Here is a 24,986-nt window from a genome sequence, read left to right on the forward strand (position 1 = left end):
GCCGGCCGCTGGCCGGCAGCTTCCGGGCGCCCGAAGGCGTGGGGATTGCCGGCCAGCGGCCGACACTGCCAGGCGCCCGATGGTGTGGGGATTGCCGGCCAGCGGCCGGCACTACCGGGCGGCGGGCGCCGCATACGCCGCCGGATTGAAATGAATGCGCAATCGCCTGTTCATGAAGTGCGATAACCGCTGGCGCGAGCGCCCCGGCAGCGCTACAATTCGCACTCGCCGAATCACGAAAGCCGGACCGGTCCCAGACCGCACGTCCGCGCTTTTTTGCAACCGGATTTCCGTGAAGCGCAGGCGTGACTTCGGCAGCCCCCTCGGTAGCCAAAGTGAGATTCCCGTGACCCAAGCCGCAATCCTCGTCCTCGAAGACGGCACCGTATTCGAGGGCGAATCCGTAGGCGCGCCCGGCCTGTCCGTCGGTGAGGTGGTGTTCAACACCGCCATGACCGGCTACCAGGAAGTGCTGACCGACCCGTCCTACGCCCGGCAGATGGTCACGCTGACCTATCCGCATATCGGCAACACCGGCATGACCGACCAGGACAATGAAGCGTCCAAGGTGTGGTCGGCCGGCCTGATCGTGCGCGATGTTCCCCGCCGTCCCAGCAACTGGCGCAGCCAGGTGTCGCTGCAGGACTGGCTGATCCAGCGTGGCGTGGTCGCCATCGCCGGCATCGACACCCGCAAGCTGACCCGCATCCTGCGCGAGAAGGGCGCGCAGAACGGTGCGCTGATGGCCGGTGACATCGACGTGGAAAAGGCACTGGAAGCCGCCCGCAAGTTCCCGGGGCTGAAGGGCATGGATCTGGCCAAGGTCGTCACTACCGAGAAGACCTACACCTGGACCGAAGGCCAGCTGGACCTGGATGCCAACGCCTTCGTCAGCGTGCCGGCCAAATACAAGGTCGTAGCCTACGATTTCGGCGTGAAGACCAACATCCTGCGCATGCTGGCCGAGCGTGGCTGCGAAGTGACCGTGGTGCCGGCACAGACCCCGGCCGCCGAAGTGCTGGCGCTGAAGCCGGATGGCGTGTTCCTGTCCAATGGCCCGGGTGACCCGGAGCCGTGCGACTACGCCATCGAAGCGATCAAGACCTTCATCGACGTGAAGATCCCGACCTTTGGCATCTGCCTTGGCCACCAGCTGCTGGGCCTGGCCTCGGGCGCGCAGACCATGAAGATGGGCCACGGCCACCACGGTGCCAACCACCCGGTGCAGGACCTGGACAGCGGCCGGGTGATGATCACCTCGCAGAACCACGGCTTCGCGATCGATGAAGCGACCCTGCCGCCGACCCTGCGCGTGACCCATCGCTCGCTGTTCGATGGCACCAACCAGGGTGTCGCCCGCACCGACGTGCCGGCGTTCTCGTTCCAGGGCCACCCGGAAGCGTCGCCGGGCCCGACCGATGTCGGTCCGCTGTTCGACCGCTTCGTGGTGCTGATGGAGCAGGCCAAGGCGTGATCAGTACGCCGCCGGCCCCAGCGGCGTCGCGATGGACCGTAAGCCCCCGCATCGCTGCTGCCCCTGGCGCGGCGCTGCGGATCAAGATTCCTGATCGACAGCGTGCGATCACCCCCCTTGTCACGCTGTACTGACTTAGAGAAGAAAATGCCCAAGCGCACTGACCTCAAGACCATCCTCATCATCGGTGCTGGCCCGATCGTCATCGGCCAGGCCTGCGAGTTCGACTACTCCGGCGCCCAGGCCTGCAAGGCCCTGCGTGACGAGGGTTACCGCGTGGTGCTGGTCAACAGCAACCCGGCTACGATCATGACCGACCCGGAGATGGCCGACGCCGTCTACATCGAGCCGATCAACTGGCAGACGGTCGAGAAGATCATCGCCAAGGAAAAGCCCGATGCACTGCTGCCGACCATGGGTGGCCAGACCGCGCTGAACTGCGCGCTGGACCTGGCCGACAACGGCGTGCTGGAGAAGTACAACGTCGAACTGATCGGCGCCAAGCGCGAAGCGATCCGCATGGCCGAAGACCGCGAGCTGTTCCGCGTGGCCATGGGTGAGATCGGCCTGGAGTGCCCGACCGCCGCCGTCGCCCACACCCTGGACGAAGCGCTGGAGATCCAGACCCGCGTCGGCTATCCGACCATCATCCGCCCCAGCTTCACCCTGGGCGGCAGCGGTGGCGGCATCGCCTACAACCGCGAAGAGCTGGTCGAGATCGTCAGCCGCGGCCTGGAGCTGTCGCCGACCACCGAAGTGCTGGTCGAAGAGTCGGTGCTGGGCTGGAAGGAGTTCGAGATGGAAGTGGTCCGCGATACCGCGGACAACTGCATCATCGTCTGCTCGATCGAGAACCTGGACCCGATGGGCGTGCACACCGGTGACTCGATCACCGTGGCCCCGGCGCAGACCCTGACCGACAAGGAATACCAGCGCCTGCGTGATGCCTCCATCGCCGTGCTGCGCAAGATCGGCGTCGACACCGGTGGCTCGAACGTGCAGTTCGGCATCAACCCGACCACCGGCCGCGTCGTCGTCATCGAAATGAACCCGCGCGTGTCGCGCTCCTCGGCGCTGGCCTCCAAGGCCACCGGCTTCCCGATCGCCAAGGTTGCCGCCAAGCTGGCCGTGGGTTACACCCTGGACGAACTGAAGAACGAAATCACCGGCGGCTTGACCCCGGCCTCGTTCGAACCGTCGATCGACTACGTCGTCACCAAGATCCCGCGCTTCGCCTTCGAGAAGTTCCCGGCCGCCGATGCACGCCTGACCACCCAGATGAAGTCGGTGGGCGAGGTGATGGCAATGGGCCGCACCTTCCAGGAATCGGTGCAGAAGGCCCTGCGCGGTCTGGAAACCGGCAAGGTCGGCTTCGATCCGACCGGCCTGGACCTGAGCAACGAAGAAGACCTGCAGACCCTGCGCCGCGAGCTGAAGGCCCCGGGCCCGGAGCGCCTGTTCTTCGTCGCCGATGCGTTCCGCGCCGGCATGAGCGTGGAAGAGATCTACGCGCTGTCGTTCATCGATCACTGGTTCCTGGACCAGATCGAGGAAATCATCGCTGCCGAGGCTGAAGTCGCTGCTGGTGGCATCGACGCGCTGGACGCTGCACGCCTGCGCACGCTGAAGCGCGCTGGCTTCTCCGACGCGCGCCTGGCGCAGCTGACCGGCACCAACGAAGCCGCCATCCGCGCGCTGCGTCGTGCGCACAAGGTGCGCCCGGTCTACAAGCGCGTGGACTCCTGCGCCGGTGAATTCTCCACCGGCACCGCGTACCTGTACTCGACCTACGAGGACGAGTGCGAGGCCGCGCCGAGCAACCGCGACAAGATCATGATCCTGGGCGGTGGCCCGAACCGCATCGGCCAGGGCATCGAGTTCGACTACTGCTGCGTGCACGCGGCACTGGCGCTGCGCGAGGATGGCTATGAAACCATCATGGTCAACTGCAACCCGGAAACCGTGTCGACCGACTACGACACCTCCGACCGCCTGTACTTCGAACCGCTGACCCTGGAAGACGTGCTGGAAATCGTCGAACTGGAACAGCCGAAGGGCGTGATCGTGCAGTACGGCGGCCAGACCCCGCTGAAGCTGGCGCGCGCGCTGGAAGCCAACGGCGTGCCGGTGATCGGCACCAGCCCGGACTCCATCGACCTGGCCGAAGACCGCGAGCGCTTCCAGCAGCTGGTCGACAAGCTGGGCCTGAAGCAGCCGCCGAACCGCATCGCCCGCAACGACCAGGAAGCCCTGCTGCTGGCCCGCGAGATCGGCTACCCGCTGGTGGTGCGCCCGAGCTACGTGCTGGGCGGCCGTGCGATGGAAATCGTCTACGGCGAAGCCGACCTGGCCCGCTACGTGCGCGATGCAGTGAAGGTGTCCAACGATTCGCCGGTGCTGCTGGACCGCTTCCTCGACAACGCCGTGGAGTGCGACGTCGACATCATCGCCGACAAGGATGGCAACGTCCTGATCGGCGGCGTGATGGAGCACATCGAAGAAGCCGGCGTGCACTCGGGCGATTCCTCCTGCTCGCTGCCGCCGTACTCGCTGTCGGCTGAAACCCAGGCCGAGCTGCGCCGCCAGGTGGTGGAGCTGGCCAAGGCCCTGAACGTGGTCGGCCTGATGAACACCCAGTTCGCGATCCAGACCAGCGATGAAGGTGCCGACACCATCTACCTGCTGGAAGTGAACCCGCGTGCATCGCGCACCGTGCCGTTCGTTTCCAAGGCCACCGGCATGCCGCTGGCCAAGATCGCGGCGCGCTGCATGGCCGGCAAGAGCCTGGCCGAGCAGGGCGCGACCAAGGAAATCGTGCCGGACTACTACTCGGTGAAGGAAGCGATCTTCCCGTTCGCCAAGTTCCAGGGCGTCGACCCGATCCTCGGGCCGGAGATGCGCTCCACCGGTGAGGTGATGGGCGTGGGCCGCACCTTCAACGCCGCCTTCGCGCGTGCGCAGGAAGCGGGTGGCATCAAGGCACCGCCGGTCGGCAAGGCCTTCGTTTCGGTGCGTGATCCGGACAAGAAGCGCGTGCTGCCGGTGGCCAAGGCGCTGCTGGCGCGTGGCTACAGCCTGGTCGCCACCCGTGGCACTGCCGCGTGGCTGCAGCAGCACGGCATGGACTGCGAGATCATCAACAAGGTGGTCGAAGGCCGTCCGCACATCGTCGACTCGATCAAGAACGGCGAGATCGTCTACATCGTCAACACGACCGAAGGTCGTTCGGCGATCAACGACTCGTTCTCGATCCGTCGCGAGGCGCTGCAGCATCGCGTCACCTACTCGACCACCATTGCCGGCGCCAAGGCGCTGGTGGATTCACTGGAATTCCGCGGCACCGGCCCCGTCTGGTCGCTGCAGGAGCTGCACAAGGAGTTGAATGCATGAGAGCCCCCATCACGATGAAGGGCGCGCAGAAGCTGCGCGACGAACTGGAACACCTGAAGTCGGTCAAGCGCCCGAAGGTGATCGCCGCGATCGCCGAAGCGCGTGAGCATGGCGACCTGAAGGAGAACGCCGAGTACCACGCCGCGCGCGAGGAACAGGGCTTCATCGAAGGCCGCATCAAGCAGCTGGAAGGCGAGCTGTCGCACGCCGAGATCATCGACGTGAGCAAGCTCAATGCCGGCTCCAAGGTGGTGTTCGGCGCCAGCGTGACCCTGGCCGACGTGGAAACCGACGAAGAGAAGAAGTATCAGATCGTCGGTGACCTGGAAGCGGACATCAAGCTGGGCCTGATCGCGATTTCCTCGCCGGTGGCGCGCGCGATGATCGGCAAGCTGGAAGGCGATTCGATCGTGATCGACGCCCCGGCCGGCCAGCGCGAGTACGAGATCGTCAGCGTCAGCTACGTGGACTGACCCGGTGGCAACGGCGACCCTGCTGTTGCCGGCACGCAGCCGCTTTGCCGCGGCTGCGCTGCCTGATGACGTGGCGCGTGCCCTGGGCCGCGCCAACGCCTCGCAGTTTGAAGCCGGCGAGCGGGCACAGCTGCAGCGCCATTTCACGGTCGCCGCACCGCACTGGCCGGTGGCCGCACTGAGCCGCCAGCGTGACGCCGGCGATGCTGCCGGCGCGTGCTGGCTGCGTGCCGATCCGGCCTGCATGGTGCCGGACATGCACGGCGCGCGGATGATGGCCTATGGCGAAACACTGCGGCCGACCCTGGCCGACAGCCTGGCCCTGCTGCCGGTGCTGCAGCCGTTGTTCGCCGATGCCGGGTTCGTGCTCGACGCGCCCGATCCTTCGCGCTGGTACCTGCGGCTTCCGATCGACCTGGCCCTGCCGGACTTCGACAGTCCGGACGAGGTGCTGGGCGATGACCTATTCTCGCACCTGCCGGAAGGCGAGGGCGGCCGCCGCTGGCGGGCGCTCATGACCGAGGCGCAGGTGCTGCTGCACAACCATTCCTGGAACCAGCAGCGCGCCGCGCAGGGACAGCAGCCGATCAATTCGCTGTGGTTCTGGGGCGGCGGCGTGATGCCGGTGTCGGTCAGTACGCCGCACGCACAGGTGCGCAGCCGCGATGCGCTGCTGCAGGGCCTGGCCCTGGCTGCCGGTGTGGCCGTGGATGGCGAGCAGGCGGTGGATGCACTGGTCGACCTTCGCCAGCTGCGCTCCCTGCAGCAGCTCGGCAATGATGCGATCCGTCCGCTGCTGGCCGCGCTGAAGCGTGGCGAGCTGCAGCGGCTGGTGCTGGATTTCGAGGATGGTCAGCAGTTCCAGCTGGATCGTGGCCAGCGCTGGCAGTTCTGGAAGAAGCCGCGCCAGCTTCACGATTGAACATCCGGCAGGCTCCGGTGGGTAGAGTCGACTGTTAGTCGACTGCACTTCGCTCGGATGCAGAAAATCCCGCGCGTTGCGTTAGTCGACTAACAGTCGACTCTACCGGGCGGTCGCCTTGGCGGTATCATCGACGGGTCTTTCGTAACCGGCGATGCCGATGTCCCTTGCCGCCGATGCCGTGCAGCCCTCCTCTGATACGCCGACGATCCGCCGCCGCGATGCGGTTGCGCCCGCCAACTGGCCGGAGGGCACTCTGCCGTTGCTGGCGCGGCTCTACGCCAGTCGCGGTGCCGGTACCCCGGAGCTGGCGCTGCCGAAGCTGGGCAGCCTGCATGCGCCCGAGCTGCTGACCGGCATCGACGATGCAGTGGGCCTGCTGGTCGAGGCCATCGCCAACGACAAGCGCATCCTGGTGGTCGGCGATTTCGACTGCGATGGCGCTACCGCCTGTGCGGTCGGTGTGCGCGGCCTGCGCATGCTCGGCGCGCAGCATGTTTTCCACGCGGTGCCGAACCGTATGGTGCACGGCTATGGCCTGTCACCTTCACTGGTGGAGGAGCTGGTCGCGCTACAGCCGGACCTGCTGGTGACGGTCGACCACGGCATTGCCTGCCACGCGGGCGTGACTGCAGCCAAGGCGCGTGGCTGGCAGGTGCTGGTCACCGATCACCATCTGCCGGGCCCGCAGTTGCCACCGGCTGACGTGATCGTTGATCCGAATCTGGATGGCGATGCCTTCCCCAGTAAGTCGCTTGCTGGCGTCGGCGTGATCTTCTACGTGCTGATGGCGCTGCGCCGGCAGATGCGCGAGGCCGGCGTCTTTGCCGATGGCAAGGGGCCGGACCTGACCACGCTGCTGGACCTGGTGGCGGTCGGCACCGTTGCCGACCTGGTGGCACTGGACCCGAACAACCGTGCGCTGGTCAGTGCGGGCCTACGCCGTCTACGCGCAGGGCAGGGCTGTGTCGGCCTGCGTGCGCTGATCGAAGCCAGTGGCCGTGATGCCGCGCGACTGACCGCCACCGATATCGGCTTCGCACTCGGCCCGCGCCTGAACGCTGCGGGCCGGCTGGAAGACATGGCGCTGGGCATCGCGCTGCTGCTGACCGAAGACCCGCGCCAGGCGCGCGACATCGCGCAGACGCTGGAGCAGATCAATTCGGAACGGCGCGCCGTGCAGCAGTCGATGACCGATGACGCCGAGCAGGCGTTGACCCGCGTGGTGCTGGACATGGCCGGCCAGCGCCCGGTGGCTGCCTGCCTGTTCGATGCCGATTGGCATCCGGGCGTGGTCGGCCTGGTCGCGTCGAAGATGAAGGATCGCCTGCATCGCCCGGTGATCGCGTTCGCGCCTGCAGAACCCGGTGCCGACACGCTGCGTGGCTCGGCGCGCTCGATTCCCGGCCTGCACATCCGTGACGCACTGGCGCTGGTCGATGCGCGGCATCCGGGTCTGATCGAACGCTTCGGTGGGCATGCCATGGCGGCTGGATTGAGCCTGCGGCTGGATCACGTCGATGACTTCAAGGCCGCCTTCGTCGCCGTGGTGCTGGAAATGCTCGACCCGGCGGCACTGCAGCAGCAGGTGCTGAGCGATGGCGAACTGGCCGCAGATGAGCTGGATCATCGCCACGCCGATGCCCTGCGGTTGGCCGGACCGTGGGGTCAGGGCTTCCCCGAGCCGCTGTTCGATGGCCACTTCGAAGTGGCCAACTGGCGCGTACTGAAGGAGCGGCACCTGAAGCTGGAACTGCGCCTGCCGGGCGTGCCTGGCACGATCAATGCGATCCATTTCGGCGGCTGGCACGGCAACGCACCCGGCCGTCATGTGCATCTGGCCTATCGACTGGCCTGCGACGACTATCGCGGCGGCAGCGCCATCCAGCTGATCGTCGAGCACTGCCTGCCTGCATGAGAAAAAGGGAACGGAGGGGATTAAGTCGCTTGTGCCTTGTTTGCCACTTGCGACTTAATTCCCTCCGTCCCCTTTTTCTGTGGCGTCAGCGGACCTCGCTGACCAGCATCGGCAGTTCCCAGGTGCCACCGGGTACGCCCCGGCATAGACCCGGTGCCACCTCGGACGTCGCGATGAAGTTCGTCCCGTCCCACGTCCAGGCTGCGTGCGAAATGCAGTCAGCGAGGCCGCGGCCCTTCTGCGCGGCAATGATCTGGCCGTCGGCGTAGTCGATCGCATCGCTGGTCACCCATTGCGCCTGGAACGGCGCCTGCGGGCGCGCGACCCAATAGCCATCGCCGATGTTGTAGGCCCCGCGCCAACACGGGACCGTGACCAGCACATGCTGCGCGTCCAGGCGCTGGACCTGCAGTGGGGAGTTGCTGAGCGGAACGTCGGCATCAGTTTCCTGCAGGCCTTCGCAGCTGTCGTCCTCCAGCGTGGCACGCAGTGCTGCGCGCAGGGCGGGTGAGGCGGCCAGCCGAGCAAACGTGGGATCATCCGGAGTTGAGTCCAGGGTGGCGGCCTTGCGCACAACCGGCACCGGCAGTGCGGCGGGAACGCCGGACTCAGGCGTGCTGCCCTTGCGCATCACAGCGCCGGGCGTGCCGAGGCGGCCCTGGTACTCATCGATCTTCAGCAGTACCGCTGCGGCACCCTTGTCCGACAGCGGCCAGCGATGGCCAGCGTCATCGGTCACGCTGATTCCTCCATCGCGTACCAGTGCGGACAACAGTGCGCTGGTCTGAGCGGCATTCAAGCTGTGCGTGCCTTCGCCCTTTGCGGTTGCCAGAACGCCCAGATCCTGCTGCTGGATGCGCAGATGCAGTGCGCCCTTGGGCTGGGTCTGGCCTTCTTCCGGCTGCAGCGTCAGGCGGCCCTGGATGGCCTGATCCGGGCCACCCTTGCGGGTGAGCAGCACACTCAGGGTGCTGTCATCGTCGGTGGCGTAGCCGGCGGCGCGGCAGGTCAAGGTGTTGTCACAGGCCACGACCCAGTCGTGGTGCTGGAAATACAGACTCTTGGCCGGAGCCGCAGCAAGGGCCGTCAGGGGGCAGGCCAGTGCCAACAGAGTGGCCAGCAGGGGCAATCGCATCGGCATTCTTGCGCGTGTGGGAGCGTGGGGCATGGTGCCTGTGGATGGGGGCAAAGAAAAGCCGAGCACGGTCCAACCCCATTCCGGCTGTCCGTGCGTTCAAATGTCCACGATCCCACTGGAGCCCTGTCATGGTCTTCGTCCGTTGCTGCGCTGTGTTGTTGCTGGCCCTCGCGGCTGGGCCTGTCGGCGCTCAGTCGCCACGTATTGCCAGGCCGCAAGCCACCACCCCGCTGTTGATCGCGCCCGCCGCCGAACAGCCGGTGCAACTGCAGCGTGCCCGCATTGAAGGCGAGGTCCAGGCCGGCATCGCCCAGACCCGGATCACGCTGGAGTTCCACAATCCGAACCGGCGCGTGCTGGAGGGCGAACTGCAGTTCCCGTTGGCCGATGGCCAGCAGATCAGCGGCTTCGCACTTGACATCAACGGTGAACTGCGCGACGCCGTGCCGGTGCCCAAGGACCGTGGCCGCCAGGTGTTCGAGGAAATCGCCCGCCGCGGTGTCGATCCGGGCCTGCTGGAACAGACCGCTGGCAACCAGTTCCGCCTGCGTATCTATCCGCTGCCGGCCGGCGGCAGCCGGCGCGTGCAGCTGGTGATTCGCGAACCGCTGGCCTTCGCCAGCCAGGGCTGGCAGTGGACGCTGCCGCTGCAGTTCGCCGCTGGCGCTGCATCGGTTGAGTTGAAGCTGCAGGCGCCGGAAGCGGCCACCGCAGGTACGGCTCCGTTCCGCATCAACGCGGGCCAGCTGCACTGGCAGGGAAAGGGAGCGCAGTTGCCGATCCAGCTGCAGTGGAGCCTGCCCGCAGCACGTCAGGCGCAGGTCCAAGTGGCGCCCTGGCAGGACGGGCACTACCTGCTGGCGCAGCTGCCGGTGTCGCCCAGCAGCACGCCGCGCACGCTTCCCAGCGAAATCGGCCTGCTGTGGGACGGCTCCGGGTCCTCGGGTCAGCGCGACCGCACACGTGAGTTCGCATTGCTGGATCGCTATTTCGCCGCGATGGGTGACGGCACCGTGGCGTTGACCGTGCTGCGCGACCGCGCCGAACCGGTGCGTCGCTTCCGTGTCCGTGCGGGCAACTGGAGCGAGCTGCGTGCAGCACTGCAGGCCGTACGCCCGGACGGTGCCAGCGCGCTGGCGCAGTGGCAGCCGCAACCGAGCGTGAAGGAATACCTGCTGATCAGCGATGGCCTGCTGACCTATGGACCGGAAGCATTGCCAGCACTCGCACCGCAGCAGCGCCTGTTCGCGGTCAGCAGTGCTGGTGCGCGAACCGATACAGTGCGCCTGCGCGGCTGGAGCGAAGCCCATGGCGGACGCTTCGTCGCGCTGGGCAAGGATGTTGATGCGGCTGCGCGGGAACTGCTGTCGTCGCCGTTGGACGTACAGGTGGATGCGGGCCGTGGCGTACAGGATGTTGTGATCGATCGTCGCAGCGAGGCCGAAGGCTGGCTATGGCTGCATGCTCGCCTTGCGGCGGACGGCGTGCCGATGCGGGTGCGCGTGGGCGGCGGTGAATGGCAGGCACTGCCGGCAACGCAGAAGAGTGACGATGGTGAGCTGCTGGCGGGCTTGTGGGCGCAGGCCCGTCTGCAGCAACTCGGCGCCGATCGCCGAGGCAACCGCGAGGCAATGCAACTGCTGTCGCAGCAGTTCGGCCTGGTCGGTCCGGATACCTCTCTGATCGTGCTGGAAACCCTGGAGGACTACCTGCGCTACGCGATCCGCCCGTCCGGCAAACTGCGCGCCGAGTACGACGCCAGGTTTGCAGTGCAGGTAAGTGATCGCGCCGCTGCTGATCGCCGGCGTCTGGATGAAGTGGCGGCACGCTGGAAGGAGCGCCAGCAGTGGTGGAACCGCAGCTGGCCGAAGGGAGCGCCTCCGCAGTTGAAGGGCGGGGCGCTGGAAGTTGCATCCGCGGACTACGCGATGGACTCGGCGCCGGTGGCGATGCTCGCTGCGCCGGCCCCCGCGGCACCGATGGCCGCCGCCGAGCAACGCATGGAAGCCAGCAGCGCGCGTGCACGTCGCTCAGCGTCCGCATCGAACAAGGCCCTGGATTCAATCACGGTCACTGGTGGTCGTGTCGCTGCGCCCGCTGCCGCCAACAATGGGGGGCTCGGCATCCAGCTGGCGGCGTGGCAGCCGGACTCGGCCATCGCCCGGCGACTGCGCCAGGGCCCGGCGTCGCAGCTCTATGACCGCTATCTGGCCGAGCGCGATGCACACGCCGATAGCAGCGCATTCTTCCTCGACGTGGCCGACCTGTTGCTGGAACAGGGTCAGCGCGACCTGGCACTGCGTGTGCTGTCGAACCTGGCCGAGATGGATCTGGACAACCGCCACCTGCTGCGCGTGCTCGGCTACCGGTTGATGCAGGCCGACGCGCCGGCACTGGCGGTTCCGGTGTTCGAGCAGGTGCTGGCGATGGGCCAGGAAGAACCGCAGAGCTTCCGCGATCTTGGCCTGGCACTGGCGGCTGCGGGCAAGCCGCAGCAGGCGTTGGCGCCGCTGTACCAGGTGGTGGTGCGGCCGTGGGACAACCGCTTCGACGGCATCGCCCTGATCGCGCTGGATGAGCTGAACAACCTGGTGGCACGCAGCACGCCACGGCTGGATACCCGCAGCATCGACCCGCGCCTGCTGCAGGCGATGCCGCTGGACCTGCGCGTGGTGCTGTCGTGGGATGCCGACAACAGCGACATGGACCTCTGGGTGACCGACCCGAACGGCGAGCGCGCGTACTACGGCAACCGCCTGACCTATCAGGGTGGGCAGATGTCGCAGGACTTCACTGGTGGCTATGGTCCCGAGCAGTTCTCGCTGCGCAACGCCAAGCCGGGCAAGTACAAGGTGGAGGCCAACTACTTCGGCAGCCGCCAGCAGCTGGTGACCGGTGCGACGACCCTGATGCTGCGCCTGACCACGCACTGGGGCACGCCGAAGCAGAAGGACCAGATGGTCACGATGCGACTGAAGGATCGTGCCGAGACGGTGCTGGTGGGTGAGTTCGAGGTGAAATGACCGACCCCAGGCATATGTAGAGTCGAGCTTGCTCGACTGCCTCGATGTAGAGCCGAGCCCATGCTCGGCTCTATACGACGCAATCCTGCTGCTATTTCCCGCGCATCCATGCGTCGAGTTGTCTAGCCAACGTACGATTCTTGTAGGCAGATGCAGCTGAGCCAGTGCCTGGAACCAGATTGATTCCTAGTCGTGCGTTTATCTGCTTGACCCATTCAGGGAAATGATCAAGCGTGGCGCCGATGATTGGCGGCAATTGGAAATCATTGCTGGTGGGTTCGTCCCGGTAGGCGACGTAGGAGCCATTGCCGACGCTCAGATTGATTGACCAAGGGGTATCAGGCCAGCTGTTGAGATCAAGGCTGATCCGGGGATGCCCCGGCTCGCTGCTGTACTCACCTCCGTGATAGAGGGTGATGCTGGCATTCCAATCACGGATGTTGTCAACGTGCCAGCCCTCCCGCTGCGCCAACTGGACCGCGTCGCCCGTCATGATCCGGGTGTCGTGCAGCTGCGCCAGATGTTCGCAGAGAACGTCGAACTCGGCGTCCGCTGCGCAATGGGGCCGGGTCGCCTCGGCGGTGTGATGAAGCAGGGAGAGCACATGGCCGCGTTCCCTGTCTTCGGGCCAGTTCCTGGCTATCAGGTCGTTTGTCATCTGGATGCGTGTGTCCTCATCGAGCAGTGCAATGAGCGCCATGCCCCAATAGAGGATTCGACCCATACCCTTGATATCGTGTTGCAGGAACCGAGCTGTCTCGAGAATGGTTCGCGCAAATGGGCGATATGGCAGAAATTTATCGACCTTCTCTCGCTGGGCCTGGAACGACTGGTACTTCCTGCAGTGCTCCACCAGACGCGTGCGCTGTTTCAGATCCGCGGCATTGGTAACCACACCGCTTGGCAGCTCGCCATGTTCATTGAAGCCGAAGCAGAAGAGATGCGGGAGGCTGAGGCCTGGCTGGCGTGTGTCGTAGCCCACAGGGAGCTTCGTGAGCTCCTGGTACGCGGCAACAAGGATGGGAAAGTCTCTCTGCGGAAGTCCTGCGACCTTCCAGTCTCCCACTCGCAGCCAATGGAAGTAGAAGCGTTGCAGCATATCCTGGGGCAGGCCGTTACCAGCCCTTGGTGCGAGTGCCGCGAGTTGATAGTGATAACTCGGATAGAAGTCGCCCTGACGTTCTTCAGCAAGCGCAGCCTCCTCTGATTCAATGAAGGCGGCCAGCATATTGATGTCGGATTGATCCATTGCAGGTCTCCAGGGCAAAGGTCCACTTCCGTCTGGAAGGCGACCAGGGAGAATCGCAAGGTTCTTGGGAACATCCAATGCGAATAGTTGCAAATGCCGTGAAGGTAACCAACAGGTAGGGTTAGTCTCAGGCCTTGGAGACCCCATGCGGAATCCACTGCATCCACCGCGCCAGTGCCACACCGCCACCGAGGATCAACAGCGTGCCAACGGTCTGCCACAGCACTTCGGTCGCCGGTACATCAGGCAGCGGAATGGCCGCGGCGAACAGATCGATCAACGGCCGTGCCAGTAGATAGATCACCACCACAGCCAGCACGCGCAACCCCCGCTGCACGATGTTCTTCGGATCCACCGGCCAGCCGCGCCATTGCATCCACGCCACCAGCAGGCCCAGCGCGAGCAGTCGCCCGGCTTCACCAACTGGAACGAAGCGGGTGGTCGCCGCCGCCCATGCCAGCAGCACGCCAAGCCCCAACAGGACCGGCAGTTGCCATTGCCTGCTTGAGCGCATCCCTGGCATCAGCTGCCATGCCAACAGAGCCACGCCGATGCCGATCAGCCATCCGCCCAGCACGTCGGCCAGGAAATGCCGGCCCAGGTACATCCGTGACAGCGCCATCAGCAGCGGCCAGCCCAGCGCCAACGTCCAGCGCAGCCAGCGTCGGCGAATGCCGAAGGCCAGCAGCAGGCCGACGCAGGCAGCGGTGGCCACGCCCACATGGCCACTGTTGAAGCCATAGTCGGCGTCGGGCTGCGCGCGCAGCATGGCGGTGGACTGCGCATCGGGCAGTGACCAGAACGATTGTCCGCCGCCGTTGACCACGAAGGGGTGCGACGGCACCCCTTCATCCAGTACGCGCGCATCCACATCCGACGGGCGGGGCAGGGCGGCGCCCTGTTTGATTGCATGCGTGGCACAGGCCATCAGCAGCACCGCCAGCATCACGCAGAGGCCAGCGCGAAGGCGTGCCCCGAATGCACATACCAGGATCAGCGCGGTATAGGCCATTTCATAGCCGAGCAGGCTGATGAACTGCATCAGCGCCAGCATCCAGCCGCTGTCGAGAGTCTGCTGCAGCCACAGGTGCCAGTGGGTCTGGAACATCCGTTGTCCTCATCATCCGTTGGTAATCAGGCGCAGCTCAACAGAACCGCGCCAAAGCAGCCGAGTGTGGACTCGGCTCTACACCGGCGCAACACGTGCCACGAGCAGCGATGACGATGCGGCGCGCAGGCCGAAGAGCGGACGCAGCCAGCGCACGCGGCGGATCAGCAGTTCGTGGATCAGCAGGCAGCCGCCGACCGTGCCGGCCACCAGCAAGGCAGGCTCCAGCCACGGGCCAAGCTGCAACGGTCGCAGCGCGTACAACAAGACGATCAGCACGGTCTGGTGCAGGCTGTACCAGCTGAACACCGCTTCCCGGTAATAGCCCAGGCCTGGCCACGGGCGGAACAGCAGCACCCGCGCCCAGCCGAACAGGGTCAGCAGCATGCACCACGTATACAACGCGCGGCCGACGCGTTCGGTCTGGGCCCACGGCAGTGCCAGCACCCATGCATCCAGATCGCCCACATGGGGCAGGCGGGCCAGTGCGCGGATGCCCAGCTCCAGGCAGAGCCCCAGCACCGCCAGGGCCAGGGTCACGCGGCGCCCGCGCACCAGCAGATCCCAGCCGCGCTGCCAGCGCGCCGCCAGGAAGCCGCCGAGGAACAGCGGCAGCGACTCGGCATGTACATAAACGTCGTCCAGCAGGGCGTGGGTGGGTGGCCAACGCGGCATCAGTACCAGCAGGGACCAGGCCAGCCAGGTCACTGGCACTACCAGCAGTGAGGCGCCCAGCAGGCGGTCGCTCGGCTGCCAGCCTGGCAGCAGCTTGCGCAGTGGACGCAGCAGGCTGGCCAGTACCACCGCCAGTACGGTGTAAGGCAGCAGGTAGGCCAGATACCACAGGTGGTTCCAGGTGAAGCCGTAGGCGGCACCACTGAAATGCGCGCCCGGCCACGGCTGGAACTGCCAGTAGCGCCACAGGAACCGGGCCAGCCCCGGTGCCACGTCGCCCTTGTCCAGCGCTTCGTAGTAGGCCTGCAGGGACACGACGGCGACGATGCCGAACAGCAATGGCAGAAGCAGGCGCCAGCCACGGCGGAGGGTGTGCTGCAACCGGCCCCGGTCGGGCAGGGACAGGCCCAGCGCGATACCGCTGATGGCGAACAGCAGCGGCATGCGCCATCGATTCAGCGCGATCATCGGCCACTGCAGCCATTCGGAGGTGTAAGTGCTCTTGAGGTGAAAGTCCCAGCCGGCCACGTAGGCCATGGCGGCGTGGTAGAGGATCAGCAGGGCGAAGGCGGCGATGCGCAGGGTGTCCAAGTCGTGGCGACGGTGCATGAGCGGCGGGCTTCGGGAGGAAGCTGCACGCTCTGCCAGCCAAGGCCCGGATGCTAGTGGATGGGGCGCGATGGCGGACGTTCAGGGGCCAGTGGTGGGGTGGCTGGGACCAATGGCTGATGCGCATGGAGCCGGATGGGCAACAATGGAGGCATGGAGAATGGAGATTCGGCGGCGCTGACCGCCCCAGTTGCAGAACGAACGCGTCGCCCCGGGCTTGCCGTCGCATTCTGGTCGTTGCTGTTCCTGGGCACCGCCGCAGGCAATGTGCTGGCGCAGTGGATGCGGGCATTGCGCGACGCGCAGCCCTTTTCCGCAGGGACTGTCTCGATCGAGGAGTTCAGCAGTGCGCTGGCCAGCCTGGGCCTGTTGGCGCTTCTGCACGCCGCCGCTCGTCGCTGGCCGTTGCATGCAGATACCTGGCGGCGCCGGATCGGCTTCTACGTGCTGGGTGGTGTTGCCTGGTGGCTGATGCATGTCAGTGCCATGGTGCTGCTGCGCAAGATGGCCTTCACGTTCATCGGCCAGCGCTACACCTACGGTGACTGGCCAGCGCAGTGGTTCTACGAGTTCTTCAAGGATGTGCAGACCTACAGCCTGCTGGTGATTGCCGTGCACGCGGTGGCCTGGTTCGGCCGTCAGCGCCAGGGCGAGGCGCACCTGCTGGCCGAGCCCGATGTCGGCCCGCCGGTGGAGCCGGTCGAGCGCCCCCAGCACTTCCTGGTGCGCAAGCTGGGCAAGGAGTTCCTGGTCGCCACCGCCGACGTGGAGTACGCCCAGGCGGCGGGGAACTACGTGAACCTGCGGGTACGCGGCCACGACTACCCGCTGCGGATCACCATGGCGGTACTGGAACAGCGACTGGACCCGGGTGAGTTCCTGCGTCCGCACCGCAGCTGGCTGATCCATCGGGGCCAGCTGCGCTCGATCGAGCCGCTGGACGGCGGCGAGGCCCTGCTGCACATGGCCGACGGGGCGAAGGTGCCCTGCAGCCGGCGCCAGCTACCGCTGCTGCGGCAGGCGCTGGGGGCAGGGTGAGGCCCTCATCCCGGGCATCCCCGGCCTGCGGTATCATTACCAGTCATCTTTTGAATGCATAACCGCCGACATGATCGAACTGAATCCTGTCCGCCAGCGCATCACCGATCTGACCGATCGCGTGCTGTCGCTTCGGGGGTATCTTTGACTACGACGCCAAGAAAGAGCGTCTTGAAGAAGTAACGCGGGAGCTGGAAAGCCCCGACGTCTGGAACAACGCCGAATACGCCCAGAACCTGGGCCGCGAGCGTTCCAGCCTGGAAAAGACCGTGGGCGGCATCGCCTCGGTGCTGGACGGCCTGGCTGATGCCACCGAACTGCTTGAGCTGGCTGAGTCCGAACAGGACGAAGACACCGCGCTGGCCGTGGTCGCCGACCTGGACAAGCACCAGTCGCACGTGGAGAAGCTGGAGTTCCAGCGCATGTTCTCCGGCGAGATGGACAATGCTGCCGCGTTCGTCGACATCCAGGCCGGTGCCGGTGGCACCGAAGCCCAGGACTGGGCCGAGATCCTGCTGCGCATGTACCTGCGCTGGTGTGAATCGCGCGGCTGGAAGACCGAGCTGATGGAAGTCTCCGGTGGCGACGTCGCCGGCATCAAGTCGGCCACGCTGCGCGTGGAAGGCGACTATGCCTACGGCTGGCTGAAGACCGAGACCGGCGTGCACCGCCTGGTGCGCAAGTCGCCGTTCGACTCGGACAACCGACGCCACACCAGCTTCACCTCGGTGTTCGTGTCGCCGGAAATCGACGACAACATCGACATCACCATCAACCCGGCCGACCTGCGTACCGACGTATACCGCTCGTCCGGTGCCGGTGGCCAGCACGTGAACAAGACCGAGTCGGCGGTGCGAATCACCCACATCCCGACCAATATCGTCGTGGCCTGCCAGACCGGCCGCAGCCAGCACCAGAACCGCGACAACGCGATGAAGATGCTGGCCGCCAAGCTGTACGAGCTGGAGATCCAGAAGCGCAACGCCGAGAAGGACGCCGTGGAAGCCACCAAGTCCGACATCGGCTGGGGCAGCCAGATCCGCAACTACGTGCTCGACCAGAGCCGTATCAAGGACCTGCGTACCGGCATCGAGCGTTCGGATACGCAGAAGGTGCTCGACGGCGACCTGGACGAGTTCGTCGAAGCCAGCCTGAAGGCCGGCCTGGCCGTGGGCTCCAAGCGCGTCGATGCCTGATCGACGTGCCTGCGCGGATATCATCACCCGCGTGCGTGACGCCGAGGGTGGCTGAACCGGCTTTACTGTAGAGCTGAGCCATGCTCAGCTGCTGTTCGCGCGGTAGTAGATGCGTCGAGCATGGCTCGACGCTACAACAGGTACGGCGGTAGCGATGATGCGCAGCGAAAGTGAACGCAAGGAACTCGGCGGCTTCCTCAAGGCCTGCCGTGCCCGTGTCGACCCCGCCACGCTCGGCCTCCCGGCCGGGCGCCGGCGCACCCCGGGCCTGAAGCGGGAGGAAGTCGCACTGGCGATCGGGGTCAGCGTCAGCTGGTACACCTGGATCGAACAGGGCCGTGAAGTGCGCGCTTCGCCGGAGGTGCTGGAGCGCCTGGCGCAGGTACTGCGCATGAGTGACGACGAACGCGCCTACGCGTTTGCGCTGTCCGGCTACGGCGTGCCGCTGGAGTCACCGGACGAAACGGTCACCGATGGCCTGCGCCAGCTGGTCGAGGCCATGCAACCGATCCCGGCCTACGTGCGCAATACCCGTTACGACATCCTGGCCTGGAACCCGGCCATCGCCGATCTGTTCGTGGACTACAGCCAGCTGGCGCCGCATGAGCGCAACACGCTGCGGCTGATGTTCCTGTACCCGCCGTACCGCACGCTGATCCTCAACTGGGAAGAGATGACCCGCGGCCTGCTGGCAGGCTTCCGCGCGGCGATGGCGCAGGCGCCGGACAAGGCCCCGTTCCTGGCGCTGGCCGAGGACATCGCCGCGCATAGCGAAGAGTTCCGCCAGTGGTGGCCGGAGCACGACGTTCGCCGGTTCGATGAAGGCGCGAAGAAGCTGAACCATCCCACGCGCGGGTTGCTGGACCTGCAGTACGTGGCGCTGGTGCCGGAGAGCCGCCACGATCTTTCCTTGGTGACCTACCTGCCGCATAGGTAGGTTGATCGGCAGGGCTGCGCCCTGCACCCGCAGAGGCCGAAGCGACAGCAACAGCAACAGCGGGCTATACGTGGAATGGTGGGGCGGTGTGGGTTGGCAGGACACGCCGTAAACCCATCCATGGGGGCTCGATGGCGCCTTGCTCGTGTGCGCTGTCCTGCGCACACGGCAAGACCGGGGTTGGGCGTCCTGCCCAACCCGCTCGAGGCATGCCTCGGGCCCATGGCGCCAACGGTCCTGCCAACCCACACCGCCCCACCTCTGACAATTTTCCGCGCGGCCTGTTGTAGAGCCGAGCCGATGCTCGGCTGCTTTTCGTTCCAGTTTCGAAACAGTCGATTCCGATGGAGATTCATCCACGCATGGCGTGGATGTCGTACAGATCGCGGGAAATTGTCGAAGGCGGGGGGGGGGGGGGGGGGGGGGGGGGGGGGGGGGGGGGGGGGGGGGGGGGGGGGGGGGGGGGGGGGGGGGGGGGGGGGGCGCCCCCCCCCGCCCCCCCCCCCCCCCCCCCCCCCCCCCCCCCGCCCCCCCCCCCCCCCCCCCCCCCCCCCCCCCCGCCATCCCGCAGGAAACCAGCTTGTGCTGTTGCTTCGGCTGTTGTTGTTGCCTCTGCGGGTGCAGGGCGCAGCCCTGCCAGGACAACCCACCCCATTCAGGCAGGTAAGTGCAGGTCACAGGATAAGCAGACGCCTTGTTGCCTCCGCCAATCGGGTCCACATTCCTGTGCAGGAGACGGGCCGCCGCCCGTTGTCGAGACACCAGGAGACCTGCATGTCCGCTGCCCCCAGCACCGCCATTTCCCGCGATCCGGCCACCGGCCAGCAGATCGCCAGCCATCCCTTCGCCACCGACGCCGAACTGGAAACAATCCTGGATCGCGGCCAGGTTGGCTTTGCGGCCTGGAGCGCCAAGAGCCTTGAACAGCGTGCAGACGTACTGCGTGCGATGGCGGTGGTACTGCGCCGTGACCGTGAAAAGCTGGCCGCGCTGGCCACCGCCGAAATGGGCAAGGTCCAGGCCGAGTCGCTGGCCGAGATCGAGAAGTGCGCCGTGCTGTGCGACTGGTACGCCGACCACGGTGCGCAGTTGCTGCGCGACGAACCGACCCAGGTGCCCGACGACAAGGCTTACGTGTCCTACCTGCCGCTGGGCGTGGTGCTGGGCATCATGCCGTGGAACTTCCCGTACTGGCAGGTGATGCGCGCGGCGGTACCGATCCTGATGGGCGGCAACGGCTTCCTGCTGAAGCCGGCCGAGAACATCGTCGGTACCGCGCAGCTGCTTGACGCCGCCTGGCGTGACGCAGGGCTGCCGGAAGGCACCTTCATTGCCGCCAACATCAGCCGCGACGGCACCAGCCGCGCGATCGCAGATGATCGCATTGCTGCGGTCACGCTGACTGGCAGCGTGGCCGCCGGCCGCAGCATCGCCGCCCAGGCCGGGCAGGCGCTGAAGAAGGTGGTGCTGGAACTGGGCGGCTCGGACCCGTTCATCGTGCTGGCCGACGCCGATCTTGACGCTGCCGTCGATGCGGCGGTGGCCTCGCGCTTCCAGAACACCGGGCAGGTCTGCATCGCCGGCAAGCGCATCATCGTCGAGGACGCGGTGTACGACCGCTTCGTGGCGCGGTTCTGCCAGAAGGTGCAGGCGCTGACCGTGGGTGATGGCCGTGAATCCGGCAACCGTATCGGTCCGATGGCGCGCCAGGACCTGCTGGAGCAGCTGGACGCGCAGGTACGCGCTTCGGTGGACGCGGGCGCGAAGCTCCTGGTCGGCGGCCATCAGCTGGATCGGCCGGGCGCGTTCTACGCCCCCACCGTGCTGGCCGACGTGGAGCCGGGCATGCAGGCCTTCGATACCGAGACCTTCGGTCCGGTGGCCTCGATCAGCCGCGCTCGCGATGCCGACCATGCGGTGGAACTGGCCAACCAGAGCGAGTTCGGCCTCAGCGGCAACCTGTGGACCGGCGATCGCGCCCGTGCGATGCAGCTGGCGCGCCGGATGCAGACCGGCGGCGTGTTCGTCAACGGTTTCTCCGCCTCCGATCCGCGCGTGCCGATCGGCGGCGTGAAGAAGAGCGGCTTCGGCCGTGAGCTCTCGCACTTCGGCATCCGCGAATTCGTCAACGCGCAGACGGTGTGGTTCGACAAGCGTTGACGCGCAGCTTCCATCCTTCCTGCAACGATCCATCATCAGTCCAGCGAAAAGGACGGCACTCCAATGTCCAAGGGTTCAGATCTGCTTGTCGCCGCGCTTGAGAACGAAGGTGTCGAGCGCATTTTCGGTATTCCCGGCGAAGAAAATCTCGACGTGGTCGAGTCGCTGCGCCATTCCAGCATCGAGCTGGTCATCACCCGTCACGAGCAGGCAGCGGTGTTCATGGCGGCTACCTACGGCCGCCTGACCGGTAAGCCCGGCGTGTGCCTGGCCACGCTCGGCCCGGGCGCGCTCAACTTCACCACCGGTGCCGCCTACGCGCTGCTCGGCGCGTGGCCGGTGATCATGATCACTGGCCAGAAGGGCATCGTCGCCAGCAAGCAGGCGCGTTTCCAGATCGTCGACATCGTCAGCACCATGAAGCCGCTGACCAAGCAGGCGCGGCAGATCGTCTCGGCGCGCACCATACCGACCATCGTCCGCGAGGCATTCCGTACCGCGCTGGAAGAGCGCCCGGGCCCGGTGCTGCTGGAGCTGCCCGAAGACATCGCGGCCGATGAGGTCGGGGACGTAGCGCTGATTCCGCCGCACGCGGTGGATCGTCCCATTGCCAGTCCGGAAGCACTGGACCGCGCGGCGGAGATCATCCGCAATGCCAAGCGCCCGCTGCTGATGATCGCCTCGGCGGCGTCGCGGCCGCAGTCCAGCGAAGCGCTGTCGGCGTTCGTGCTGCGTGCCGGCATTCCGTTCTTTACCACGCAGATGGGCAAGGGCGCGGTGGCCGGTGGTTCGGGCCTGTACATGGGCACCGCGGCGCTGACCGAGCGCGACTATGTGCACATGGCCATCGACCAGGCCGACGTGATCGTGACCATCGGCCATGAGGTCACCGAGAAGCCGCCGTTCGTGATGCGCCCGGGTGGGCCGACGGTCATCCACATCGGCTATTCGCAGGCGGCGGTGGAGCAGGTGTACTTCCCGCAGGTGGAAGTGATCGGTGACATCGGCCGTTCGCTGACCCAGCTGGCCGACCGTATCGAAGGTGCAGTGCCGAACGCCGACGCGCTGCTGCCGCTGCGCGCGACCATTCTGGAACACCTGGCTGACCGTGCCGAGGAAGCTGGATTCACCCCGCAGCGGCTGGTGCACGACGTGCGCCAGGTGATGCCGCCGGACGGCATCGTGGCGCTGGACAACGGCATGTACAAGATCTGGTTTGCGCGCAATTACCGCACCCAGGTGGCCAATACGCTGCTGCTGGACAACGCGCTGGCGACGATGGGCGCGGGCCTGCCGTCGGCGATCATGGCCTCGATCCTGTACCCGCAGCGGCGCGTGCTGGCGGTGTGCGGCGATGGCGGATTCATGATGAACAGCCAGGAGCTGGAGACCGCGCGTCGGCTGGGCCTGAATCTGGTGGTGCTGATCCTCAACGACGGCGCCTACGGAATGATCCGCTGGAAGCAGGCGGTGGACGGCTTCCCCGACTACGGCATGACGTTCAGTAACCCGGATTTCGTGAAGTATGCGCAAGCCTATGGCTGCAAGGGGCATGAGGTGACGGCCATCGAGCAGTTCATCCCGACGCTGGAGGCGGCGTTCAACGAGGGTGGGGTGCACCTGGTATCGGTGCCGATTGATTACTCGGAGAACCAGCGGGTGCTGGTGGACGAGCTGCGGCAGGCGTTCCCAGGGAACGGTTGACGCCTGCCGTGGCATCGGTTCCCCGGAATCCGGTAGGTGTCGACCTTGGTCGACACACGGACCGCCAACCAAGGTTGGCGGCAACCGGGCAGCGGGCAGCGGACCTGGTAGGTGTCGACCTTGGTCGACACGATGGAGCGCCAACCAAGGTTGGCGGCTACCGGGCAGCGGGCCGGGGCCCGGTCCAGGGCTGGGGCGGGGCGGTTTTGGTATGCTGGGCAACCGGCTGTGCCGGGTGCAACATCCCCCCTCACTACACGATTCCCGCAGATCCATGAGCGAAGCTACCGATACCCCCCCCGTTGACGAAAACAAGTTGATCGCCGAGCGCCGCGAGAAACTCAAAACGCTGCGTGGGCAGGGCATCGCGTACCCGAACGACTTCCGTCGCGAGGACTTCGCCGGCCGCCTGCAGGAAGAATTCGCGGACGCCGGACAGTGGACCGCCGAGGCCCTGGAAGGCAACGGCCGCCAGGTGAAGATGGCGGGCCGCCTGATGGCCAAGCGCATCATGGGCAAGGCCAGTTTCGCGCAGATCCAGGACGAGTCCGGCCGCATCCAGCTGTTCCTGCAGGGCACGGTGCTGGGCGATGCCTACACCGCCTTCAAGGGCTGGGACGTGGGCGACATCATCGCTGTCGAAGGCGGCCTGACCCGTACCAAGACCGGCGAGTTGTCGGTCAAGGCCGAATCGATCCGGTTGCTGACCAAGTCGCTGCGACCGCTGCCGGACAAGTGGCATGGCCTGGCCGACGTCGAGCAGCGCTATCGCCAGCGCTATGTCGACCTGATCGTGACCCCGGAGTCGCGCGCGGTGTTCATCAAGCGCTCGAAGATCATCCGCGCCATGCGCGCGTGGCTGGACAACCGCGACTTCCTGGAAGTCGAAACGCCGATGATGCATTACATCCCCGGTGGCGCGGCGGCCAAGCCGTTCACCACCCACCACAACGCGTTGGACCTGGACCTGTACCTGCGCGTGGCGCCGGAGCTGTACCTCAAGCGCCTGACCGTGGGTGGCCTGGAGCGCGTCTACGAGATCAACCGCAACTTCCGCAACGAAGGCGTCAGCACCCGCCACAACCCGGAATTCACCATGATGGAGCTGTACGAGGCCTATGCCACGTACAACGAGATCATGGACCTGACCGAAGGCGTGATCCGTGACGTGGCCAAGGCGGTCAACGGCGGCACCGAGGTGGAGTGGGACGGTGCGAAGATCGACCTGGGCCCGGCGTTCCGCCGCTGGCGCATGGACGAGGCGGTCCGCCACCACAACCCGGAAATTTCTGCTGCCGACTGCACCGACCGCGACGCGCTGCTGCGCCATTGCGAGCGCTTGAAGATCCGCGTCAAGCCGTCCTACGGCTGGGGCAAGCTGCTGCTGGAGATCTTCGAAGCCACTGTCGAGCACACCCTGATCCAGCCGACCTTCATCACCGACCATCCGGTGGAGGTCTCGCCGCTGGCCCGTGCCAACGACAATGATCCGGGCTACACCGACCGCTTCGAGCTGTTCGTCAACGGCAAGGAGCTGGCCAATGGCTTCTCCGAGCTGAACGACCCGGAAGACCAGGCCCAGCGTTTCCAGGCCCAGGTAGCCGCGAAGGAGGGGGGCGACGACGAGGCCATGCACTACGACGCCGACTACATCCGTGCGCTGGAGTACGGCATGGCACCGACCGGCGGCCTCGGCATCGGCGTCGATCGCCTGGTGATGTTGCTGACTGGCAGCAGTTCGATCCGCGACGTGCTGCTGTTCCCGTACATGCGTCCGGAGCAGTAAGTCGTCTTTTTGACTCCTGTTTGTGCGCGCCGTCGCGAAATGAGACGGCGCGATTGACGCCTCCCGCACTCGGCGTATCGTTAATGCACTACCTTGACGTCTGTTGTGGCTTGATCGGCGCCAGGGGGAGTGCGCACTGTGGAGAGTCCGCTTCACAGTGTGATGACGATCATGAACCGGGACGCA

The 24,986-nt window shown here is 66.1% G+C and carries 16 protein-coding genes; 12 read left to right on the forward strand and 4 right to left on the reverse strand.

What is annotated here, in order from left to right:
* Positions 1 to 346 precede the first annotated feature (346 nt).
* The 5 genes from carA (at position 347) to recJ (ending at position 8,177) form a co-directional block, all read left to right on the forward strand.
* A complete protein-coding gene (gene carA, locus V3B46_RS08945) occupies positions 347 to 1,474 on the forward strand; it encodes a glutamine-hydrolyzing carbamoyl-phosphate synthase small subunit (protein WP_005413213.1) in 1,128 nt (375 codons plus the stop codon).
* A 147-nt stretch (positions 1,475 to 1,621) separates the two neighbouring features.
* The gene (carB, locus tag V3B46_RS08950) at positions 1,622 to 4,864 is read left to right on the forward strand and encodes a carbamoyl-phosphate synthase large subunit (protein ID WP_329891726.1); all 3,243 of its coding nucleotides are present in this window, start codon (positions 1,622 to 1,624) and stop codon (positions 4,862 to 4,864) included.
* An 8-nt stretch (positions 4,865 to 4,872) separates the two neighbouring features.
* On the forward strand, positions 4,873 to 5,337 hold the full coding sequence (gene greA, locus V3B46_RS08955; RefSeq protein ID WP_195763253.1) for a transcription elongation factor GreA: 465 nt from the start codon (positions 4,873 to 4,875) through the stop codon (positions 5,335 to 5,337).
* A gap of 4 nt (positions 5,338 to 5,341) precedes the next feature.
* Entirely contained in the window at positions 5,342 to 6,259 is a 918-nt protein-coding gene (locus tag V3B46_RS08960; RefSeq protein WP_088025848.1) for a phosphoglycerate mutase, read from the forward strand.
* A gap of 160 nt (positions 6,260 to 6,419) precedes the next feature.
* Positions 6,420 to 8,177 (forward strand): single-stranded-DNA-specific exonuclease RecJ, encoded by a 1,758-nt coding sequence (gene recJ / locus V3B46_RS08965; RefSeq protein ID WP_329891727.1) that lies wholly within the window; start codon positions 6,420 to 6,422, stop codon positions 8,175 to 8,177.
* Between the two features lie 85 nt (positions 8,178 to 8,262).
* Here recJ and V3B46_RS08970 read toward each other — a convergent pair whose 3' ends face one another.
* Positions 8,263 to 9,312, reverse strand: coding sequence for a DUF1176 domain-containing protein (locus tag V3B46_RS08970; RefSeq protein ID WP_329891728.1), 1,050 nt, complete (start codon positions 9,310 to 9,312; stop codon positions 8,263 to 8,265).
* A gap of 131 nt (positions 9,313 to 9,443) precedes the next feature.
* On the opposite strand from V3B46_RS08970, the gene V3B46_RS08975 reads away from it, so the two are divergent.
* Positions 9,444 to 12,338: a DUF2135 domain-containing protein gene (locus V3B46_RS08975; RefSeq protein WP_329891729.1), complete on the forward strand. Its 2,895-nt coding sequence runs from the start codon at positions 9,444 to 9,446 to the stop codon at positions 12,336 to 12,338.
* A gap of 91 nt (positions 12,339 to 12,429) precedes the next feature.
* Here V3B46_RS08975 and V3B46_RS08980 read toward each other — a convergent pair whose 3' ends face one another.
* The 3 genes from V3B46_RS08980 to V3B46_RS08990 form a co-directional block, all read right to left on the reverse strand.
* The gene (locus V3B46_RS08980; RefSeq protein ID WP_329891730.1) at positions 12,430 to 13,587 is read right to left on the reverse strand and encodes a hypothetical protein; all 1,158 of its coding nucleotides are present in this window, start codon (positions 13,585 to 13,587) and stop codon (positions 12,430 to 12,432) included.
* A 127-nt stretch (positions 13,588 to 13,714) separates the two neighbouring features.
* Positions 13,715 to 14,695 (reverse strand): phosphatase PAP2 family protein, encoded by a 981-nt coding sequence (locus tag V3B46_RS08985; protein WP_329891731.1) that lies wholly within the window; start codon positions 14,693 to 14,695, stop codon positions 13,715 to 13,717.
* Between the two features lie 78 nt (positions 14,696 to 14,773).
* Positions 14,774 to 15,979, reverse strand: coding sequence for an acyltransferase family protein (locus tag V3B46_RS08990; RefSeq protein ID WP_329891732.1), 1,206 nt, complete (start codon positions 15,977 to 15,979; stop codon positions 14,774 to 14,776).
* Positions 15,980 to 16,114: 135 nt separating this feature from the next.
* Between V3B46_RS08990 and V3B46_RS08995 the strand changes: the two genes are divergently transcribed.
* From V3B46_RS08995 to lysS, 6 genes are all read left to right on the forward strand, one after another.
* Positions 16,115 to 17,017, forward strand: a complete 903-nt coding sequence (locus V3B46_RS08995) for a LytTR family DNA-binding domain-containing protein (RefSeq protein ID WP_329891733.1) — start codon at positions 16,115 to 16,117, stop codon at positions 17,015 to 17,017.
* Positions 17,018 to 17,087: 70 nt separating this feature from the next.
* A protein-coding gene (gene prfB / locus V3B46_RS09000) for a peptide chain release factor 2 (protein ID WP_097048047.1) occupies positions 17,088 to 18,213 on the forward strand; the annotation gives its coding sequence in 2 pieces (ribosomal slippage) (positions 17,088 to 17,162 and positions 17,164 to 18,213; 1,125 coding nt in all).
* A gap of 154 nt (positions 18,214 to 18,367) precedes the next feature.
* Positions 18,368 to 19,150, forward strand: a complete 783-nt coding sequence (locus V3B46_RS09005; protein ID WP_329891734.1) for a helix-turn-helix transcriptional regulator — start codon at positions 18,368 to 18,370, stop codon at positions 19,148 to 19,150.
* Between the two features lie 774 nt (positions 19,151 to 19,924).
* Positions 19,925 to 21,310 (forward strand): NAD-dependent succinate-semialdehyde dehydrogenase, encoded by a 1,386-nt coding sequence (locus tag V3B46_RS09010; RefSeq protein ID WP_329891735.1) that lies wholly within the window; start codon positions 19,925 to 19,927, stop codon positions 21,308 to 21,310.
* Positions 21,311 to 21,373: 63 nt separating this feature from the next.
* Positions 21,374 to 23,014, forward strand: a complete 1,641-nt coding sequence (locus V3B46_RS09015) for an acetolactate synthase large subunit (protein WP_154263418.1) — start codon at positions 21,374 to 21,376, stop codon at positions 23,012 to 23,014.
* 274 nt (positions 23,015 to 23,288) lie between these two features.
* A complete protein-coding gene (gene lysS / locus V3B46_RS09020; protein WP_329891736.1) occupies positions 23,289 to 24,800 on the forward strand; it encodes a lysine--tRNA ligase in 1,512 nt (503 codons plus the stop codon).
* Positions 24,801 to 24,986 lie beyond the last annotated feature (186 nt).

The sequence above is a fragment of the Stenotrophomonas sp. SMYL11 genome, assembly GCF_036320005.1.
GTDB classification, from domain to species: Bacteria; Pseudomonadota; Gammaproteobacteria; order Xanthomonadales; family Xanthomonadaceae; genus Stenotrophomonas; species Stenotrophomonas maltophilia_A.

Excerpts from the sequence above, each read along its gene's own strand:
- V3B46_RS09010 (WP_329891735.1), top strand. The coding sequence starts at position 19,925 with ATGTCCGCTGCCCCCAGCACCGCCATTTCCCGCGATCCGGCCACCGGC.
- recJ (WP_329891727.1), top strand. The coding sequence starts at position 6,420 with ATGTCCCTTGCCGCCGATGCCGTGCAGCCCTCCTCTGATACGCCGACG.
- V3B46_RS08970 (WP_329891728.1), bottom strand. The coding sequence starts at position 9,312 with ATGCGATTGCCCCTGCTGGCCACTCTGTTGGCACTGGCCTGCCCCCTG.
- V3B46_RS09015 (WP_154263418.1), top strand. The coding sequence starts at position 21,374 with ATGTCCAAGGGTTCAGATCTGCTTGTCGCCGCGCTTGAGAACGAAGGT.
- V3B46_RS08990 (WP_329891732.1), bottom strand. The coding sequence starts at position 15,979 with ATGCACCGTCGCCACGACTTGGACACCCTGCGCATCGCCGCCTTCGCC.
- lysS (WP_329891736.1), top strand. The coding sequence starts at position 23,289 with ATGAGCGAAGCTACCGATACCCCCCCCGTTGACGAAAACAAGTTGATC.
- V3B46_RS08985 (WP_329891731.1), bottom strand. The coding sequence starts at position 14,695 with ATGTTCCAGACCCACTGGCACCTGTGGCTGCAGCAGACTCTCGACAGC.
- carB (WP_329891726.1), top strand. The coding sequence starts at position 1,622 with ATGCCCAAGCGCACTGACCTCAAGACCATCCTCATCATCGGTGCTGGC.
- V3B46_RS08980 (WP_329891730.1), bottom strand. The coding sequence starts at position 13,587 with ATGGATCAATCCGACATCAATATGCTGGCCGCCTTCATTGAATCAGAG.
- V3B46_RS08995 (WP_329891733.1), top strand. The coding sequence starts at position 16,115 with ATGGGCAACAATGGAGGCATGGAGAATGGAGATTCGGCGGCGCTGACC.
- V3B46_RS09005 (WP_329891734.1), top strand. The coding sequence starts at position 18,368 with ATGATGCGCAGCGAAAGTGAACGCAAGGAACTCGGCGGCTTCCTCAAG.
- V3B46_RS08975 (WP_329891729.1), top strand. The coding sequence starts at position 9,444 with ATGGTCTTCGTCCGTTGCTGCGCTGTGTTGTTGCTGGCCCTCGCGGCT.